The 16,817-nt window shown below is 49.4% G+C and carries 16 protein-coding genes and 2 pseudogenes; 17 read left to right on the forward strand and 1 reads right to left on the reverse strand.

The genetic code is table 11. The annotated features are described in order from the left end of the window. From DXC10_RS11310 to DXC10_RS11350, 9 genes and pseudogenes are all read left to right on the forward strand, one after another. A partial coding sequence (locus tag DXC10_RS11310; RefSeq protein WP_147331305.1) for a GNAT family N-acetyltransferase occupies positions 1–400 on the forward strand: 400 nt, incomplete at its 5' end. Between the two features lie 43 nt (positions 401–443). Beyond that, complete coding sequence (locus tag DXC10_RS11315; RefSeq protein WP_117713276.1) at positions 444–1,565, forward strand: efflux RND transporter periplasmic adaptor subunit; 1,122 nt, start codon at positions 444–446, stop codon at positions 1,563–1,565. After that, the gene (locus DXC10_RS11320) at positions 1,562–4,675 is read left to right on the forward strand and encodes an efflux RND transporter permease subunit (protein ID WP_117713277.1); all 3,114 of its coding nucleotides are present in this window, start codon (positions 1,562–1,564) and stop codon (positions 4,673–4,675) included. The genes DXC10_RS11315 and DXC10_RS11320 overlap by 4 nt, the downstream gene beginning before the upstream one ends. Next, positions 4,676–6,034, forward strand: a complete 1,359-nt coding sequence (locus DXC10_RS11325) for an efflux transporter outer membrane subunit (RefSeq protein ID WP_117713278.1) — start codon at positions 4,676–4,678, stop codon at positions 6,032–6,034. Positions 6,035–6,171: 137 nt separating this feature from the next. Next, a pseudogene (locus DXC10_RS16555) lies at positions 6,172–6,486 on the forward strand (hypothetical protein); the annotation flags it as partial. After that, positions 6,483–7,247, forward strand: a pseudogene (locus DXC10_RS11335) (SIS domain-containing protein); the annotation flags it as partial. The pseudogenes DXC10_RS16555 and DXC10_RS11335, both read left to right, overlap by 4 nt. After that, complete coding sequence (locus DXC10_RS11340) at positions 7,244–7,432, forward strand: hypothetical protein (RefSeq protein ID WP_005816226.1); 189 nt, start codon at positions 7,244–7,246, stop codon at positions 7,430–7,432. The pseudogene DXC10_RS11335 and the gene DXC10_RS11340, both read left to right, overlap by 4 nt. A 234-nt stretch (positions 7,433–7,666) precedes the next feature. Next, positions 7,667–8,809, forward strand: coding sequence for an ImmA/IrrE family metallo-endopeptidase (locus tag DXC10_RS11345; RefSeq protein ID WP_007897423.1), 1,143 nt, complete (start codon positions 7,667–7,669; stop codon positions 8,807–8,809). Continuing rightward, a complete protein-coding gene (locus DXC10_RS11350; protein WP_005816230.1) occupies positions 8,800–9,357 on the forward strand; it encodes a DUF4411 family protein in 558 nt (185 codons plus the stop codon). Before DXC10_RS11345 ends, DXC10_RS11350 begins: the two co-directional genes overlap by 10 nt. Before the next feature lie 162 nt (positions 9,358–9,519). On the opposite strand, the gene DXC10_RS16750 is transcribed toward DXC10_RS11350, so the two are convergent. Then, positions 9,520–10,149: a M23 family metallopeptidase gene (locus DXC10_RS16750; RefSeq protein WP_007837448.1), complete on the reverse strand. Its 630-nt coding sequence runs from the start codon at positions 10,147–10,149 to the stop codon at positions 9,520–9,522. A gap of 220 nt (positions 10,150–10,369) precedes the next feature. Between DXC10_RS16750 and DXC10_RS11365 the strand changes: the two genes are divergently transcribed. The 8 genes from DXC10_RS11365 (at position 10,370) to DXC10_RS11400 (ending at position 16,806) form a co-directional block, all read left to right on the forward strand. Further along, on the forward strand, positions 10,370–11,131 hold the full coding sequence (locus DXC10_RS11365) for a DUF4099 domain-containing protein (RefSeq protein WP_005816235.1): 762 nt from the start codon (positions 10,370–10,372) through the stop codon (positions 11,129–11,131). Positions 11,132–11,154: 23 nt separating this feature from the next. After that, positions 11,155–11,379 (forward strand): hypothetical protein, encoded by a 225-nt coding sequence (locus tag DXC10_RS11370; RefSeq protein WP_005816237.1) that lies wholly within the window; start codon positions 11,155–11,157, stop codon positions 11,377–11,379. A gap of 37 nt (positions 11,380–11,416) precedes the next feature. Further along, positions 11,417–13,012, forward strand: coding sequence for a hypothetical protein (locus DXC10_RS11375; RefSeq protein ID WP_005816239.1), 1,596 nt, complete (start codon positions 11,417–11,419; stop codon positions 13,010–13,012). Positions 13,013–13,042: 30 nt separating this feature from the next. Next, positions 13,043–14,185 (forward strand): toprim domain-containing protein, encoded by a 1,143-nt coding sequence (locus DXC10_RS11380; RefSeq protein ID WP_005816242.1) that lies wholly within the window; start codon positions 13,043–13,045, stop codon positions 14,183–14,185. Beyond that, the gene (locus DXC10_RS11385) at positions 14,182–14,667 is read left to right on the forward strand and encodes a PH domain-containing protein (RefSeq protein ID WP_005816244.1); all 486 of its coding nucleotides are present in this window, start codon (positions 14,182–14,184) and stop codon (positions 14,665–14,667) included. Before DXC10_RS11380 ends, DXC10_RS11385 begins: the two co-directional genes overlap by 4 nt. Then, positions 14,648–15,349, forward strand: coding sequence for a hypothetical protein (locus DXC10_RS11390; protein WP_005816246.1), 702 nt, complete (start codon positions 14,648–14,650; stop codon positions 15,347–15,349). Before DXC10_RS11385 ends, DXC10_RS11390 begins: the two co-directional genes overlap by 20 nt. 17 nt (positions 15,350–15,366) lie before the next feature. After that, a complete protein-coding gene (locus tag DXC10_RS11395; RefSeq protein ID WP_005816248.1) occupies positions 15,367–16,050 on the forward strand; it encodes a hypothetical protein in 684 nt (227 codons plus the stop codon). A 93-nt stretch (positions 16,051–16,143) separates the two neighbouring features. Beyond that, the gene (locus tag DXC10_RS11400) at positions 16,144–16,806 is read left to right on the forward strand and encodes a hypothetical protein (protein ID WP_005816251.1); all 663 of its coding nucleotides are present in this window, start codon (positions 16,144–16,146) and stop codon (positions 16,804–16,806) included. Positions 16,807–16,817: the final 11 nt, after the last annotated feature.

Raw genomic sequence — 16,817 nt, forward strand, 5'->3', positions numbered from 1 at the left:
GCATTACCATGCACGGCGTATGGCAATGGACAGTATGCTCTGCCGTTTCAAGGATGACTTTATTATCGGTGACGTGTTCGCTTTGCGTGAGAATGAAGACACTTATAATGTGGGGTGGCATTTCAACAAACGTTTTGAAGGCAAAGGATTCGCTTGTGAAGCGGCAGCCGGATTGTTGGATTATCTTTTCCGAGAGGCGGGCGCACGGCGTATCTATGGATTTGTGGAAGATGACAATATCCGCTCCAAACGCTTATGCGAACGTCTTGGTATGCGCCGCGAAGGATGTTTCAAAGAGTTTGTGACATTCGTAAACAATCCTGACGGCTCCCCAAAATATGAAGATACCTGTGTTTATGCCATTCTCGAAAAAGAGTGGAATACCATCCGTCAGTGGTGACACACCAAACCTATTATGAATTAATACAAAACAAGAAGAAAATATGAACAAGCAATTCATTATCACGAATTTCGCCGCATTTGCTCTCATGCTGTTCCTGCCGACCGGATGCAGGCAGGCGGACGGCAAGCAGGATGCGGTGCAGAGTTATCGGGTCATAAAGGTCGCGGCAAGTCCGGTGGAAATCTCCGAGTCCTATTCCGCCGCCATACGCGGACGGCAGGATGTGGACATCCTGCCGCAAATGTCCGGGCGCATTATCCGTCTGAAAGTGAAAGAGGGTGAACGGGTGAAGACCGGTCAAGTATTGGCTGTAATTGACCAAGTGCCCTATCGGGCGGCATTACGCACGGCGCAGGCCAATGTCAGCGCGGCACAGGCAAAAGTGGAAACGGCAAGAATCGAGCTGCGGGGCAAGCAGGCATTGTTTGACGAGAAGGTCATATCCGACTACGAGCTTTCTCTCGCCCGGAACCAACTGGCAGTGGCGTGTGCTGAACTCGAACAGGCAAAGGCACAAGAATCGGATGCACGCAACAATCTCTCCTATACGGAAATCAAAAGCCCGAGCAACGGAGTAGTAGGCACATTGCCCTATCGCATCGGTGCGCTTGTCGGTCCCAATATGGCACAGCCTTTCACGGTCGTGTCCGACAATGCGGAGATGTATGCCTATTTCTCCATTTCGGAGAATATGCTACGGCGATATTTGGCTCGCTATGGCTCGATTGACAGCATGATAGCCGGGATGCCGGAAGTGGGCCTGCAACTCAACGACGGCAGCCTGTACAAGGCGAAAGGACGTATTGAAACCGTAAGCGGCGTGGTGGATCCTGTTACCGGAACGGTACAAATCAAAGCCCTGTTCCCCAATCCCGACCGCGAACTGTTGAGTGGCAGCATCGGCAATGTCATCCTTCAAAACCCGAAAACGGAGGCCGTAACCATTCCCATGACCGCCACCGTGGAACTGCAGGACAAGATTATCGCTTACCGTCTGAAAAACGGACAGGCGGAAGCCGCCTATCTCACGGTGGACCGCCTGAACGACGGCAACCGGTTTATCGTAAAAGAAGGTCTTTCGGTCGGTGACACCATTGTCGCCGAAGGCGTGGGACTGGTGAGAGAAGGCATGAGCATAACCCCTAAAAACGAAACGAAATGAACCTGCGATTTTTTATAGACCGCCCGGTGTTTTCGGGCGTTATCTCGGTGGTGATTGTACTGTTGGGCATGATTTCCATGTTTTCCTTGCCGGTGGAACAATACCCCGACATCGCACCTCCGACCATCAACGTATCCGCAACTTATCCTGGAGCAAACGCTGAAACTGTGCAGAAGGCAGTGATAACCCCTCTGGAAGAAGCCATCAACGGCGTGGAAGACATGACCTATATGACTTCCACGGCATCGAATACGGGCGATGCTTCCATCGACATCTATTTCAAGCAGGGAACCAACGCGGACATGGCGGCGGTAAACGTGCAGAACCGCGTGAACGGCGCGCTGAGCCAGCTTCCGGCGGAAGCCACCAAGACCGGTGTCACCACTGAAAAGCAGCAGAATGCCGAACTGATGACTTTCGCGCTCTATTCGCCCGATGACCGCTTCGACCAGACCTTCCTGAACAATTACGTGAAAATCAATGTCGAGCCGAGGCTGAAACGTATCAGCGGCGTGGGAAAGGCACAGATGTTCGGTTCCAACTACAGCATGCGACTTTGGCTGCGTCCCGACAAGATGGCGCAATACGGGCTTATCCCCGATGACATATCCACCGTACTCGCACGACAGAACATCGAGGCCGCCACCGGCTCCTTCGGTGCCAATCATCCTACCGCCAATGAATACACGATGAAATACCGCGGACGCTTGTCCGGCGCGGAAGAGTTCGGTGAGTTGGTCATCAAGTCACTGCCGGGCGGCAATGTGCTTCGGCTGAAGGAGGTTGCCGATGTGGAACTGGGCGATGAATACTACAAATATTCCTCCGAAGTGAACGGGCATCCGGCAGCCATGATGCTCATCAACCAGAAAGCCGGGTCCAATGCTTCAAGCACCATCAAGGAGATTCACGAAGTGCTTGACGACCTCAGCCGGGACTTGCCCGAAGGGACGGAATTCGTGGTGCTTACCGATACCAACAAGTTCCTGTATGCTTCCATCAATTCTGTTATCCGGACACTTATTGAAGCGATACTTCTGGTTATCGTGGTGGTATATGTATTTTTGCAAGATATTAAGTCCACGCTTATTCCTACGATATCCATTTTCGTCTCCATTATCGGTACGTTCGCCGTGATGTCCATGATCGGCTTCTCCGTCAACCTGCTCACCCTGTTCGCGCTTGTGCTTGCCATCGGAACTGTGGTCGATGATGCCATTGTGGTGGTGGAAGCGGTGCAGGCGAAGTTCGACGAGGGCTATCAGTCTGCGGTTCTCGCGGCTGATGATGCCATGAAAGGCGTTTCGTCGGCTATCCTGACCTCTACCATCATCTTTATGGCAGTGTTTTTCCCCGTTGCCATGATGGGCGGGACTTCGGGAGCGTTCTACACGCAGTTCGGTATCACGATGGCTGTTGCCGTGGGAATCTCGGCAGTCAATGCCTTCACACTCTCACCGGCACTTTGCGCGCTGCTGCTGAAACCCTATATCGATGAGCAGGGCAACACCAAGAACAATTTTGCAGCCCGTTTCCGTAAAGCGTTCAATGCCGTCTTCGACCGTCTGAGCCGACGCTATGTACGTGGAGTGATGTTCATTATCCATCGCCGATGGCTGTTGTGGAGCATCATAGGCATTTCTTTCGGGTTGCTGGTGCTGCTGGTCAATGTCACAAAGACGGGACTTATTCCCGAAGAGGACACCGGGACGGTCATGGTGAGCATGAACACGAAGCCCGGCACATCCATGGCTCAGACAAGTAAGGTGATGGAGCGTATCAACAGCCGTCTCGACAGCATCGGCGAGATTGAATACAGCGGTGCGGTCGCCGGTTTCTCTTTCAGCGGTTTCGGTCCCTCGCAGGCGATGTATTTCGTGACACTCAAAGACTGGGAGCAGCGTAAGGGAGAGGGGCAGTCGGTCAATGATGTCATCGGAAAGATTTATGCCGCCACTTCGGATATTCCCGATGCCACGGTGTTCGCCATGTCGCCTCCGATGATTGCCGGGTACGGCATGGGAAACGGTTTCGAGCTTTATTTGCAGGACAAGGCGGGCGGAAACATCGCCGCCTTCAAGGAAGAGGCAGACAAGTTTGTCGAAGCCTTGTCGCAGCGACCCGAAATCGGCGAAGTCTATTCCTCCTTTGCCACGGATTATCCGCAATACTGGGTGGATATCGATGCCGCCAAATGCGAACAGTCGGGTGTGTCGCCCGCAGATGTGCTTTCCACATTGTCGGGCTATTATACCGGACAATATGTTTCCGACTTCAACCGGTTCTCCAAGCTCTACCATGTGACCATGCAGGCTCCGGCGGAATATCGTGTGAATGCGGAATCCCTGCACCACATGTATGTGCGTGCCACCGATGGCGGCATGTCGCCTTTGAGCCGGTTCGTGCGCCTGACCAAGACCAACGGCCCGTCAGACCTCACCCGTTTCAACCTGTTCAACGCCATCTCGATTAGCGGGTCTCCGGCTCAGGGCTACAGTTCGGGGCAGGTGCTCGAAGCCATCGGCGAGACGGCACGTGAAGTGCTTCCGTCAAATTACACATACGAGTTTGGCGGCATTTCGCGTGAGGAAAGCAAGACGACCAACAATGCCACGCTTATATTCCTGCTCTGCATGGTTCTGGTCTATCTGATTCTGTGCGCCTTGTATGAGAGCGTGTTCATACCCTTCGCGGTTCTGTTGTCGGTGCCTTGCGGACTGATGGGCAGTTTCCTGTTTGCGTGGCTCTTCGGTCTGGAGAACAACATCTACATGCAGACCGGACTTATCATGATTATAGGCCTGCTTGCCAAGACAGCGATCCTGCTTACCGAATACGCCGGTAAACGGCGGTCGGAAGGCATGACGCTGGCACAGGCGGCATACAGTGCGGCAAAAGTCCGCCTGCGCCCCATATTGATGACTGTGTTGTCCATGGTGTTCGGTCTTGTCCCGCTGATGATGGCGCACGGAGTGGGTGCCAACGGCAGCCGTTCGCTTGCCACAGGTGTAATCGGTGGAATGATTGTAGGTACTTTGGCTCTGTTGTTCCTTGTGCCGTCATTGTTTATTGTATTCCAATATATCCAAGAACGTGTTAAGCATAATTAAATGAAGAAGACAGTAATATATATCATATTGTCGGGATGGATGCTTGCCGGCTGTGGCACATACAGCCGGTATCATCGCCCTGACCTCTCAACGGAGAATCTGTATCGGGACATGCCGGCGGACATTGATACAATGACCATCGCGTCCCTGTCGTGGCGGGAAATGTTTACCGACCCGAAACTCCAGTCCTTGATTGAAACCGGACTTGAACGGAACGCAGACCTCAATGTGGCACGGTTACGCGTGGAAGCGGCAGAAGCCGTCCTGATGACTGCCAGACTATCATATCTTCCATCACTGGGACTGACTGCCGAAGGTAATGCCAATAAACATGACGGAGCAACGGCAAAGACATATAATGTGAGAGCGTCGGCAAGCTGGGAACTGGACATCTTCGGCAAACTTACGGCGGCAAAGCGTGGCGCAGCCGCCGCATTACAAGGAAGCCGTGCCTACCGGCAGGCCGTACAGACACAGCTTGTCGCCACTATTGCAGACAGTTACTACACCCTTGCCATGCTTGACGCACAAATGACAATAAGTAACCGGACTTTGGAGAACTGGCGGACTACCGTACGCACTCTTGAAGCGTTGAAAAAAGTGGGGAAATCAAACGAGGCTGGCGTATTGCAGGCAAAGGCGAACGTGATGCGACTCGAAGCATCCCTGTTATCCATACGCAAGAGTATTTCCGAAACAGAAAACGCCCTGTCTGCGATACTTGCCATGCCGTCACACTCGATTGGACGAAGTGATCTGGCCGAGGCTGCTTTCCCCGATACTGTCTCGATCGGAGTCCCTTTGCAACTGCTTTCCAACCGTCCCGACGTGCGTCAGGCTGAAATGGAACTGGCGCAAGCATTCTACGCCACCAATGCGGCCCGTGCCGCCTTCTATCCCAATATTACCCTCTCGGGAATTCTTGGATGGACTAATAACGGCGGTGGCGTAATCGTAAATCCCGGACAATGGTTACTTAATGCCATCGGTTCCCTGACACAGCCGTTATTCAACCGGGGCGTAAACATCGCCAACTTGAAGATAGCCAAAAGCCGTCAGGAAGAAGCCAAACTGTTGTTCCGGCAATCATTACTGAACGCAGGAAAGGAAGTGAACGATGCTCTGACCGCATGGCAGACGGCAAAATCGCAAATTGAAATCAATGCTCGGCAGGTTGAAACATTATGCGACGCTGTGCGAAAGACAGAATCGCTGATGCGTCATTCCAATACCACCTATCTGGAAGTGCTGACCGCCAAACAGTCTCTTCTCGAAGCGGAAGTGCAACAGTTACAAACTCGTTTTGAACGCATACAAAGTATAATTAAACTTTACCATGCGTTGGGAGGAGGAATGTAACTTTACAAGAATTATAACCTAATACTGAACCATGTTGTGTAATTTTTATATTTCAGTCGTCATAAACTTATAAATAAGTAATTTAGTATGCAAAAACAAATTAAAAAGTCTTCTCTTTTTTTGAAGAGAAGCAACACCTGACCCACTTCGCTACCGAACAGGATGTAGCAGAAGAATTGTTTGAGTTACTCTTAGAAGCGAGAGAACTCTATCTTCAGGATGTGATTTTGAATGGCAAGCGGTATGACCGCTATGTGGATGACTTCATCAACAGTCATCGGTATATCAACTGCAACAGTGCAATTTGCCGAAACTGCCACGAGATGAACATCCACATCGTCAAGGGACTGCTGAACGAATGCGCCCACCTTATCCAGCCTCTTTTTGAGGCATCCGACTTCTCCTTTGAGAAGTGTATGGAGTTACAAAGGAAGTATGACCGCTCGGAACCGTTGCCGCCATACAGTTGGCACGGAGCAAGGGGGCTTTTGTGTATGGCATCTGCAACGTCGTGGGTGCCTCTATCCCAAGAAATACGGATTCCGGGACATACATCCATGTAGGACCTGAGATAGGTGTGGCTTCTACCAAGGCTTTTACAGGACAGGTAACGGTGCTGATGCTGCTTGCCCTCTGCGTGGGACAGATGCGTGGTACTGTGGATGATGCAACCGTAGAGAGGATTGTCCGGGAGTTGAAGAACATGCCCCTATATATAAAAGATGTGTTGGGACTTGCTGACAAAATCAAGAACTTGTCGAAGATATACACCTATGCCCGCAACTTCCTTTATCTCGGTCGTGGGTACAACTACCCCACCGCCCTTGAAGGTGCGTTGAAGCTGAAAGAAATATCCTATATCCATGCGGAGGGTTATCCTGCTGCGGAAATGAAGCATGGACCGATTGCACTTGTAGATAGCGAGATGCCCACGGTGGTCATTGCTCCAACGGACTCGCTGTATGACAAGATAATCAGTAATGTAAGGCAGGTGAAGGCGCGTGGCGGTACGGTTGTCGCCATCATTACCAAGGGCAATGACGCAATGAAGGACATCGCCGACCATTGCCTTGAAGTGCCCGACGTACCCGAATGCCTTACACCTCTCGTTGTTTCCGTCCCATTGCAGTTGCTGGCCTATTACATCGCCATCAACAAGGATAGGAATGTTGACCAGCCAAGAAACCTTGCTAAATCAGTTACCGTAGAATGAATAGAATATTATCACTTATTGTTACCATCCTCTTTGCGTTGTGCATTGAGGCTGGCATCTTTATGCTTATTGCCCACTGGTGGGGCATGACTGCGGCCATTACCGTGATAGCCATTGAATGTGTGTTAGCCTTATGGACAGTTTACGAAATGAGACATGCGAGTGATGAACCAGTTGATGAATAACATTGCAGGCTGTGGTTAGAACGAAAAAGGCTAAAAACAAAAGGACGGGTCGATGATTCGTCCTATTTTTGTGTCTTTTTGGTGGCAAAATGTAGCGATTTAGCAAAATAAACATAAATTCCAGTGATATTCAGCATGAAAATTCGCCCATTTAAGTGAAAATGTGTAATTTTGCAACGCAAAATTGTGCCTAAGCATTTGCATCAAAACAACAATAGTTCAATCGAGGCTGATATGAAAGTAGAGATTAACAAGAAACGTTTAGAATACCTGCTGGCATTATACAAGATGTCGGTGGATGACTTGTTGTCTCTTCTGAACAAAGGCAGGAAACGGATAACAGGAGCCGCAGACATCAGTGGAGATTCTATTGATTTGGGGGTGTTGAAGCGTATAGGTGAGATATTCGACAAAGAAGTCAGTTTCTTTCAAGACTATTCTAAGTTGTCAACCAATGCAAGCAGCAGTATCTTCTTCCGCAAGACCTCATTCGGAACAGAGCTGAACTTGGAGTCGATCCGTACTGTAAACCGATTCGAGAGTCTGAAAAACGCTTTGGATGCATACAACAAACTGTCGCAACTGGATGTGAAGTTTGACATAGAACACTACACCCTACAAGATGACCCTAAGACAGTAGCCGTACGTGCAAGAGATTTTTTTTATCCCGGGGAAACTGTCAATCATAGGCAGTTTCTTGTGAAGATGATAGAAAAAATCGCCGATCATGGCATTTTTGTCTTTGAATACATAGAGACATGGAACAAGAAAGAGAAAACCAACATTGACGGTTTTTACCTTAAGCCCAATGTGATAGTGCTTAAGCATCATAAGCATTACAAGCGAGAAATATTCACTCTGGCGCATGAATTGGGGCATTGTCTATTGGGGATTGAAGAAGTGGAGTCGGTGGACATGATGGACATCTCGGCACAGACTTCATACAGTGATGTCGAAAGATGGTGCAATGATTTTGCATATCAGTTCATTATGGGACAAGAAGCAGAAACACTTGCTAACATAGCATGTGTAGATTCCCGTAACGACTACTGCATTGACCTCTTCAAGGCTATCAGTGCACGGACGCACATTAGCCGTCTTGCCTTATATACAAGGATGTATATCGACAGGAAAATCAGCTATTCGAGCTACAGCAATGTCAAGAGTGAATTGGCAGAGGAATACAGAAGAAGAGAGGAACAGGAAAAGTTGAAAAACTCTGAGAAGAGAGGCGGGCGAACACCAAAGCCCATCATTTCTCCGCTATTCTTGAAAACCATGCAATATGCCTATTTCAATGGAGTGGTCAACGAGACCACTTTCTGTTCGAGACTCAATGTCAAACCAGCAAATTTTGAGAGGGAGTTATGGCGATAGTTGTTGATACATGCTCATTGGTGATGATTGCCAAGAATTATCTTCCCTTGGATAAGGACGGACAGTTGTACTCATTCCTGGAAGAGGCGTTCTCCCGCAAGGATTTGATGCTACTTGATGTGATTCTGGATGAATCAAAACGCACCTCCAAAGGAATTGCAGTTGAAAAGATGCCTTTCCTCAAAGACAAGAAATTGGTCATTCCGACAAAGGATCTATTTCCATGTGCCCCAGAGAGATTCAGCAACATGATAGACAACAATTTCTGTGTAAGACTGAAGAAGCAGGAACTGACTGAAGAAGAATACATAGAGCAAAAGGAAGAATACCTTAAAACAGGTGATGCTAAGATTATCATTTATGCACTGAATGTACGACACTCGGACGCTATCCATCTGGAAGAGATGCAAGTAATGACGGAGGAAACAAGGCAGCAGAATGACGGTAAGTTGTTCAAGAAACTTCCTTTGTTGTGTGAGCAGATAGGGATTGGAACACTAACCGTTTCAGAATATCTGCATAGAAACGGGTTCTTTATTGACAAATAGCATAGATATTAGTATCATCTTATGACATCTTTCACGAAATCATATTATATTCGTGAATAAAACACTTGTTTTTCAAGAATAGAAATTGTTGAGGATTAGATATTTAAGACATTATTGCAATGCGGAAGGGGTGATGTGAACGACAAAAGACAAGGCGTTCTATTAGAGTGGATGCTTGATAAGATTGAGAAGAATGGACGGGTCGATGGCTCGTCCTTTTTTTGTGTCTTTGAGTGTGAGGTGCAGGTGGGGACCAGTACTGCGACCACTGTTGCCTGTCAGCGCGATGATGATGCCGGGACGGACGTGGGTGCCTTTGGTGACGAGAGTTTGGGAGAGGTGGCAATAGCTGACGGTGAAGTCGCCGTGACGGAGGGTGACATAGAGGCCTGAACGTTTGTCCTTGCCTACCTTGATGACCTCGCCGTGCATCATGGCGTATGTGGGTTCGTAATTTGCCTTCAAATCAAGCCCGTTGTGTAGGGCTTTTCTTTTTGTAAATGGGTCTCTGCGGTAGCCGAAAGGGCTGGTGACAGAGATATGACGGAGTGGACTGACAAGTGCCGTGTGGCGGTCGGTCTGCTCCGTTTGGGTTTGTAATGGGGCAAAGGCAAGAGAGTCTCGCCGCTGATGCGGCGAGCACGGAGGCAGTTGTTCGGATGTTGCGGACTGCGTCGTTTTTGGCACAGCCTTGCGGTGTACCTTAGTCTGTGTGACGGTATTGAACTGAGCGCATACTGTTGCTGATGAACAGAATATTGCTGCTATTGTGATGAGTAGAAATCGTTTCATGGTGCAAAAGTAACAAGCAATTCTTTGACTGGCATAAAGAACAAAGGGAAGACAAGAAGATTGTAACATAATATAGCAATCGAGTTTGATTTTTGAGCAGAAATCAAACTCAAATAATAATAATCGTCAAAAATAACACGCATTATCTTATGCAATTCTGCTTGTCTCTGAATAGGTATATAACTTTGCATGAGTTTAATTTCAAATTCAAAGTTAAAGTATGAAGCAAGTACGATTTGAAGAGAGCGAGGTGCCTTATCAGACACTGGCTCGTTTTGGTCTCACACAAGAGAAGATTGAAGACCTGCCCATGTGGGCGTTGGAAGATATTGGTCAGGGACGACGTTCACCGTTGCTGCCCATTCAGGTGAATAATGATGAGGGCGAGACATTGAAGAGCCGCACCCGATTTGCGTTGGTCCGTATGGAGGACGGCAAGGTGGATGTGGTCTTCTATCCGCAGTTGGAGAAATCACCATTGGAGGCTTTTACTCAGGAACAGCAGGAGGACTTGCTGGCTGGAAAGGCTATCCTTGCCGATGTTAAGGATGCTGATGGCAGGAGCAGCAAGGCTTTCGTGCAGATTGACACGGAGACCAATCAGGTGATGTCGGTACCTACGCCTGTCATCGGGCGCAACTTGGAGGTGCTGAAGGATGAACTGAAACTGAGTTCGGCAGAACTGACCGTGATGCAGAAGGGTGAGCCGCTCACGCTCATCATGGAGGACGAACAGGTGACGGTGGGTATTGACCTGAACGATAAGACCGGCATAAGGATTAATCAAGGCGACAGTCAGAAGTGGAAGGAGAACACCAAGCGAGAGTGGGACAAATACACCTTCGGGTGCTATGGCTGTTGGGTAATGGGCGATGACGGTAATCTTGACTATGTGCCTGAAGAGGAATACACGGAAGAACTTTGGAATGAGCAGAAGAAGAATGGAGAGCGCAACCGCGCCTCTTTTTCCATGCACAAATAATCTACACATAATATAATAAGTATATGGCATCAAATAAATATTATCCAGAGGATGTGCTCGTCGAGAAGATACAGAGCGGCGAGTACGGTTGGTTGGAGTATGTCAACCATCATTCTGCTGAATGGCAGGAAGAATATGAGAGCTATTGTCTGAACAACGGACTCTGCATTTGTGAAGAGAGTGCGGAGCAGTTTGTCCATCACAAAGATGAGGAACTGGAGAAGGCAATAGAGAACGGTGAAGCATGATAAATGAAGAGTGAAGAATGAAGAGTGAAGAATAAGTATGGCGATAAGAAAGAATACGAATCCCCAACAGATGGACCTGCAACCAGAGATGCGTGACTTGCTCATGCGCAATGGTATGCAGGCTCATGTGGTGAGTAATGGCAGCGGCTATCAGCTTGTGGTGCAAGGGCATGACAGTCCGCTGCTTACCTATAACATCACCGAGAAGCAGATGTTGGCTCTGACCGACTGGGGTACGAATCATGCCAACAAGTTAGCCTACAATACCTTTACGGGCATTGTGGGCAACGACTTCTATATGCCCAAGAACTTCGTTCATGCACGCAATGCCAACGGTCGTGTAGCTATGGGGCTGCACGGCTATCGTGTTGGTATCGGCGAGTATGGACGGATGGGGCGCATCGATATGCCACCACCCTTTTTAGGTTGGACACCACGCAGTCAGGAGGGATTCCATCTTCGCAGAGTTGGAGGACGATTGTTCTTCCCCGAAGCCCCGATTGTGCCTGAACGTTGGGACGGCAGAATGAAGCCTGGCGAATTGCAGAGCGGCGGTTATGGGTTCTATTATAAGGGACAGCAACAGAGTTATAGCCCTCAGCAACAGGATGTGCTGAAAGATTTGGAGGGAATCATAATGCCTTCCATCAGCCGCACGAGAAGCACGGAGCCAGCCAAGCCTTATAAGGAACTGATTACCTCGCCTGTCTATTTCACCAATGAGAAGTGGCAGGAGTGTCTGGCATCGCATGGCATCATCATTGATGAGAATGCGAAGACGCTGACCATTCAGTCGAACAGCGTCAATGCCGACATGGTGTATGACCTGACAGATGAGGAACTGAAGAAACTCACCTCCAACTCCATCAAGGAAGTGCCCGTCGTTCAACGCTTGGAACTGCTGAATGGCATCATCAAGGACGACTTTGCTGACAAAATCCTGATGGACACACTGAATAGCAAGGAGCGCATCGACCTGCATCTGCATCCCGAACTTGAACAGGAGTTGCAGCAGCGTCAGCAACAAGACGAGGAACGGTTGCTTCCGTTGGAAGAGGACGAGACTGTCAGACGTGACGTGTTGCAAGGCGATGCCATGGTGAGAGGTGAAGACCTTGCCTTGATTAATGAGAACAAGGGTTGGTATCGTGAGGGAGCGCATGGGCGTGAAGTGAAAGTCGGTGACATCATGGTGGAGAAAGTGCCTCCGATGGAGGGAGATAAGAAAGGCGAAGATAAGTATCGCATGACCGCCATTATCAATGGAGAAGCCATCACGCACGAAATCAAGCAGAAGGACTACGACAAGTTCTTGGCGGTGGATGACTACCATCGCATGAAACTCTTCTCCAAGGTTTTCAGTGAAGTGGATATGAAGACACGCCCCGAAACCAACGCCGGACTGGGCACGAAGATATTGGCGGCTCTGACGGCAGGAGCAGTCGTTACAGCAGAGGTGGCGCATGACATAAGCCACCATCATCACCATCCAGCCCCGGAGTTCTATGCAGAGCATCATGGCGGTCCACGTCCTTACTTCAAACCGGGAGTGGATTCGCCACAGGAGATTGCGGCAAGGTACTTTGAGGCAGAAGCAAATCATGTTGCCACGGAGATAAGGAGAGGATATTAACAATGTATAATTTACAATTTATAATTTATAATGAGTAGTGAACTGACATACGATGACTTTCTGGACAGGTTGAGCATACAGGAAGTACTGGTGGACGCAGGGTATCATCTGAACAAGAGAGATGGCTTGCGTTATCCGTCGTATGTGCGTACTGACAGTGAGGGCAGACGGGTGCGTGGTGATAAGTTCATTGTCACGCAGAATGGGAAATGTTGCTTCCAACCACCGCAGCAGAAGGTGTATAATGTCATTTCGTTCATCAAGGAGCATCCAGAAATGTTTTCAGAGAACAAGGTGGGAATGTCTCCTGACCGACTCGTCAACCTCGTCTGCAACCGACTGCTCAACCAACCCATAGAGGACAGACCATCGAAGATTACAGAACCAAGAAAGGACGGAAAGCCATTCAACCTGAATGACTACGACATCCACAAGTTCAATCCGCAGGACAGGGAAACGCAGAAAAGGTTTTATCCCTATTTTAAGTTCCGAGGCATCGACCTCTATACGCAGTATGCTTTTCATCGGCATTTCTGTCTGGCTACTAAGCATCGGACGGATGGACTTACCTTTGCCAACCTTGCCTTTCCGCTTGTACTGCCCAAGACACCCGACAAGACTGTGGGCTTTGAGGAACGAGGACGACCGAAGATGGACGGTAGCGGCGGTTACAAGGGCAAGGCAGAAGGAAGCAACAGCAGTGAAGGACTGTGGATTGCCAACCTCACGGGCGAGCCGTTGGATAAAGCAAGCGAAATTGTATGGTTTGAGAGTGCCTACGATGCCATGGCAGAGTATCAGATAAATCCTGTAAAGATGGTGTATGTATCTACGGGCGGCACACCCACCGAGGGACAGATGCGAGGACTTCTGTCCGTTACTCCCAACGCACGGCACTATTTGGGTTTTGACAAGGACGATGCAGGGCGGCAGTTTGTTGCAAACTTCAGGAAGGTGGCAGCAGAGATGGGCTTCCGTCACGAGCATGTGCAAGCCTATCATCCATTGGGTTGCTACAAGGACTGGAACGATGCGCTGCTCAACAAGAAATCAGCAGAACTGATTGCCAAGGGCGAACCAGATACCTTCGACTATGCCGAGTTTATCGCAGCCGGCAAGGCAGAGAAACAAAGGGAAAAAGAAGAAAAGAACACATATCATAGAAGCGTATGAGACAAGAAGATAATAGCATCATCACCTTGTGCCCCAGCATCGGACAGTTTTTCATCAACGAACTGCCTCTGTTGCTGTTGTGCGTGGCAATGCTCCTAATCGGAGGATTGCCCGGTTGTGCATATAGTACCCTGTTGCTTGTCTTCAGCCTCCTGTTCTCCCTCTGTTTACTCTACCGATTCATCTATCTGAGGAGTATCCGCTACCATATCGGGAGCGAGCAACTCATCTGTGAGCACGGAGTGTTTCAGCGGAGCGTGAACTACATGGAGTTGTACCGAGTGGTGGACTTTGCCGAGCATCAGACATTGATACAACAGTTATGCGGACTGAAAAGCGTGACCGTGTTGTCGATGGATAGAACGACACCGAAACTGGAAATGACCGGCATCAGCAACAGCTATGACGTGGTGAGTGTGATACGAACAAGAGTAGAAACGAACAAACGAAGAAAGGGCGTATATGAGATTACGAATAGATAAGATTTGGTTCATTGTCGTGGCATTGGTACTGAGCGTGCCGTCAGCCCATGCACAGATTGTGACTGCCAACCCTTTGGAATGGATGGCATTAGCAGAGGGCAACGAAGCCATCAACGGTGAGATAGAGAAGGAAATCAAAGGTCAGACCAAGACTGCCCTGTTGCAGAATACCATCGCCGCAGAGTTCACCAAGATACACGAATGGGAGAAGAAGTACAACAGTTATCTGAAAACCGCCAGTGGTTATGCCTCTTCCCTCAAAGCCTGTACCTATCTGTACGACGATGGAGTGAAGATATTCATCACCTTGTGTAAGATGCGCAAGGCCATCAACAATAATCCGCAAGGCATCGTTGCCACCCTCTCGATGAACAACCTGTATATGGAGACCGCCACGGAATTGGTGTCCGTCTTCACACTGCTGAAAGATGCAGTCGCCAAAGGAGGCAAAGAGAACATGCTGACTGGTGCGGAAAGGAGCAAGACGCTGTGGGCACTGAACGACAAGCTGAGTGCCTTCAGCAAGAAGCTGCATCGTCTTTATCTGTCTATACGATATTACACCATGACCGATGTGTGGAACGGCGTGACGGCAGGGATGATAGACCGAAGCAATGGAGAGATAGCCACCCAAGCCCTTAGCAGATGGCGCAGAGCAGGACGTATGACCATCAGTGATTAACGATAAAGGAATCAGTCATGAAGTATTTCATATCAATTGCCATTTTTATGTTTATATCATCTTTTGCAGGAGTGCGGGCGCAGAACGACCCGACTCTTGCGGGGATGATTCTGATGTACACCAACAAGGCGGAGAAAGAACTGAAGAATCAGGAGAAAGTGATGCTGCTACAATCCACCGGCCATATCTGGACCAAGGAGGAAGTGGAAGCCACTACCGACCTGCAGCGGGAGTTCAACAACTATCTGGACTCCTTCCGTTCCATCGTCAGCTATGCCGCACAGATATATGGTTTCTATCACGAGATAGGTCAGTTGGTGGACAATATGGGTGGATTGGTGGCGCAGTTGGATGCCCATCCTGCCAACGGACTTGCCGTAGCCCTGTCAGCCAAGCGCAACAAGATATACCGCGAGCTGATTATGAACAGCATCGAGATAGTTAATGACATACGCACGGTATGCCTGTCGGGCAACAAGATGACCGAGAAGGAGCGTGTGGAGATAGTCTTCGGCATCCGACCCAAACTGAAGAAGATGAACAAGCAGTTGAAGCGACTGACGAGGGCGGTGAAATACACCACCATGGGCGATGTTTGGATGGAGATAGACGAAGGGGCAAGACCCACCAAAGCGAACAAAGCCGAGATAGCAGCGGCTGCCAAGAGGCGGTGGAAGCAGGTGGGCAAGAACGTAAACTGATGGAGCAGCGAGAGCAGAGCCGAACTTGTTCGAGCTATGCCGAGTCGTGACAGAAGAAGACGAAGTCAAACCGTGATTAAAAAACGATAAGATATGGGATTTTGGAGTTCATTATTGAAATATGGTGGCAAGGCGGCACGAGGTACTGGCCATGTCATCGGAGTAACTGGAAAGACCTTAGGCAGTGCGGCACTCCACCCGCAACGCACCCTTATGGGAGCCGGCAAGGCTATGCAGACGGCCGCAGTGGGTAGTGCCGCAGGCTATGTGACATGGGAGAAGCTGACCACAGACAAGAGCGTGGCACGCATCGTAGGTGATGCTGTCATCGGCGAGAATGCCACGGAAGCGGTGGCACAAACCGCCAACGATGTGCAACGTCTGACGGGCAAGGCTGGTGAAGCCGTTGATGCGGTGAACACTGTAGCCGGAAAGATGGACACCCAGTTCAGCGGCATCAGTGATTTCTTTAGGAATATGTTCGGAGGCGTAGGATGCGACATGATAGGCAATCTCTTTGGCAATATCGGCAAGGGCAACGTGTCGGGTATGAGCATCGTCGGACTGGTGGCTGCCGCCTTCATGGTATTCGGACGCTTTGGTTGGATGAGCAAGATTGCGGGTGCCCTGCTTGGAGCGATGATCATCGGGAACAATTCTAAGGTGGCGCAAACTCTGCCTAACAGAGGCGGTACGTCTTCACATGGGCAGAACATGAAAGAAGCAGAGACCCAAAGCAGAGGGATGAAACGATAACCAATATACAG

This window comes from Bacteroides sp. OM08-11 (assembly GCF_003438665.1).
GTDB classification, from domain to species: Bacteria; Bacteroidota; Bacteroidia; order Bacteroidales; family Bacteroidaceae; genus Bacteroides; species Bacteroides cutis.

What these genes read in the sequence shown, in the direction of transcription:
- DXC10_RS11315 (WP_117713276.1), top strand. Translation starts at nt 444, where the DNA reads ATGAACAAGCAATTCATTATCACGAATTTCGCCGCATTTGCTCTCATG.
- DXC10_RS11320 (WP_117713277.1), top strand. Translation starts at nt 1,562, where the DNA reads ATGAACCTGCGATTTTTTATAGACCGCCCGGTGTTTTCGGGCGTTATC.
- DXC10_RS11325 (WP_117713278.1), top strand. Translation starts at nt 4,676, where the DNA reads ATGAAGAAGACAGTAATATATATCATATTGTCGGGATGGATGCTTGCC.
- DXC10_RS11340 (WP_005816226.1), top strand. Translation starts at nt 7,244, where the DNA reads ATGAATAGAATATTATCACTTATTGTTACCATCCTCTTTGCGTTGTGC.
- DXC10_RS11345 (WP_007897423.1), top strand. Translation starts at nt 7,667, where the DNA reads ATGAAAGTAGAGATTAACAAGAAACGTTTAGAATACCTGCTGGCATTA.
- DXC10_RS11350 (WP_005816230.1), top strand. Translation starts at nt 8,800, where the DNA reads ATGGCGATAGTTGTTGATACATGCTCATTGGTGATGATTGCCAAGAAT.
- DXC10_RS16750 (WP_007837448.1), bottom strand. Translation starts at nt 10,149, where the DNA reads ATGAAACGATTTCTACTCATCACAATAGCAGCAATATTCTGTTCATCA.
- DXC10_RS11365 (WP_005816235.1), top strand. Translation starts at nt 10,370, where the DNA reads ATGAAGCAAGTACGATTTGAAGAGAGCGAGGTGCCTTATCAGACACTG.
- DXC10_RS11370 (WP_005816237.1), top strand. Translation starts at nt 11,155, where the DNA reads ATGGCATCAAATAAATATTATCCAGAGGATGTGCTCGTCGAGAAGATA.
- DXC10_RS11375 (WP_005816239.1), top strand. Translation starts at nt 11,417, where the DNA reads ATGGCGATAAGAAAGAATACGAATCCCCAACAGATGGACCTGCAACCA.
- DXC10_RS11380 (WP_005816242.1), top strand. Translation starts at nt 13,043, where the DNA reads ATGAGTAGTGAACTGACATACGATGACTTTCTGGACAGGTTGAGCATA.
- DXC10_RS11385 (WP_005816244.1), top strand. Translation starts at nt 14,182, where the DNA reads ATGAGACAAGAAGATAATAGCATCATCACCTTGTGCCCCAGCATCGGA.
- DXC10_RS11390 (WP_005816246.1), top strand. Translation starts at nt 14,648, where the DNA reads ATGAGATTACGAATAGATAAGATTTGGTTCATTGTCGTGGCATTGGTA.
- DXC10_RS11395 (WP_005816248.1), top strand. Translation starts at nt 15,367, where the DNA reads ATGAAGTATTTCATATCAATTGCCATTTTTATGTTTATATCATCTTTT.
- DXC10_RS11400 (WP_005816251.1), top strand. Translation starts at nt 16,144, where the DNA reads ATGGGATTTTGGAGTTCATTATTGAAATATGGTGGCAAGGCGGCACGA.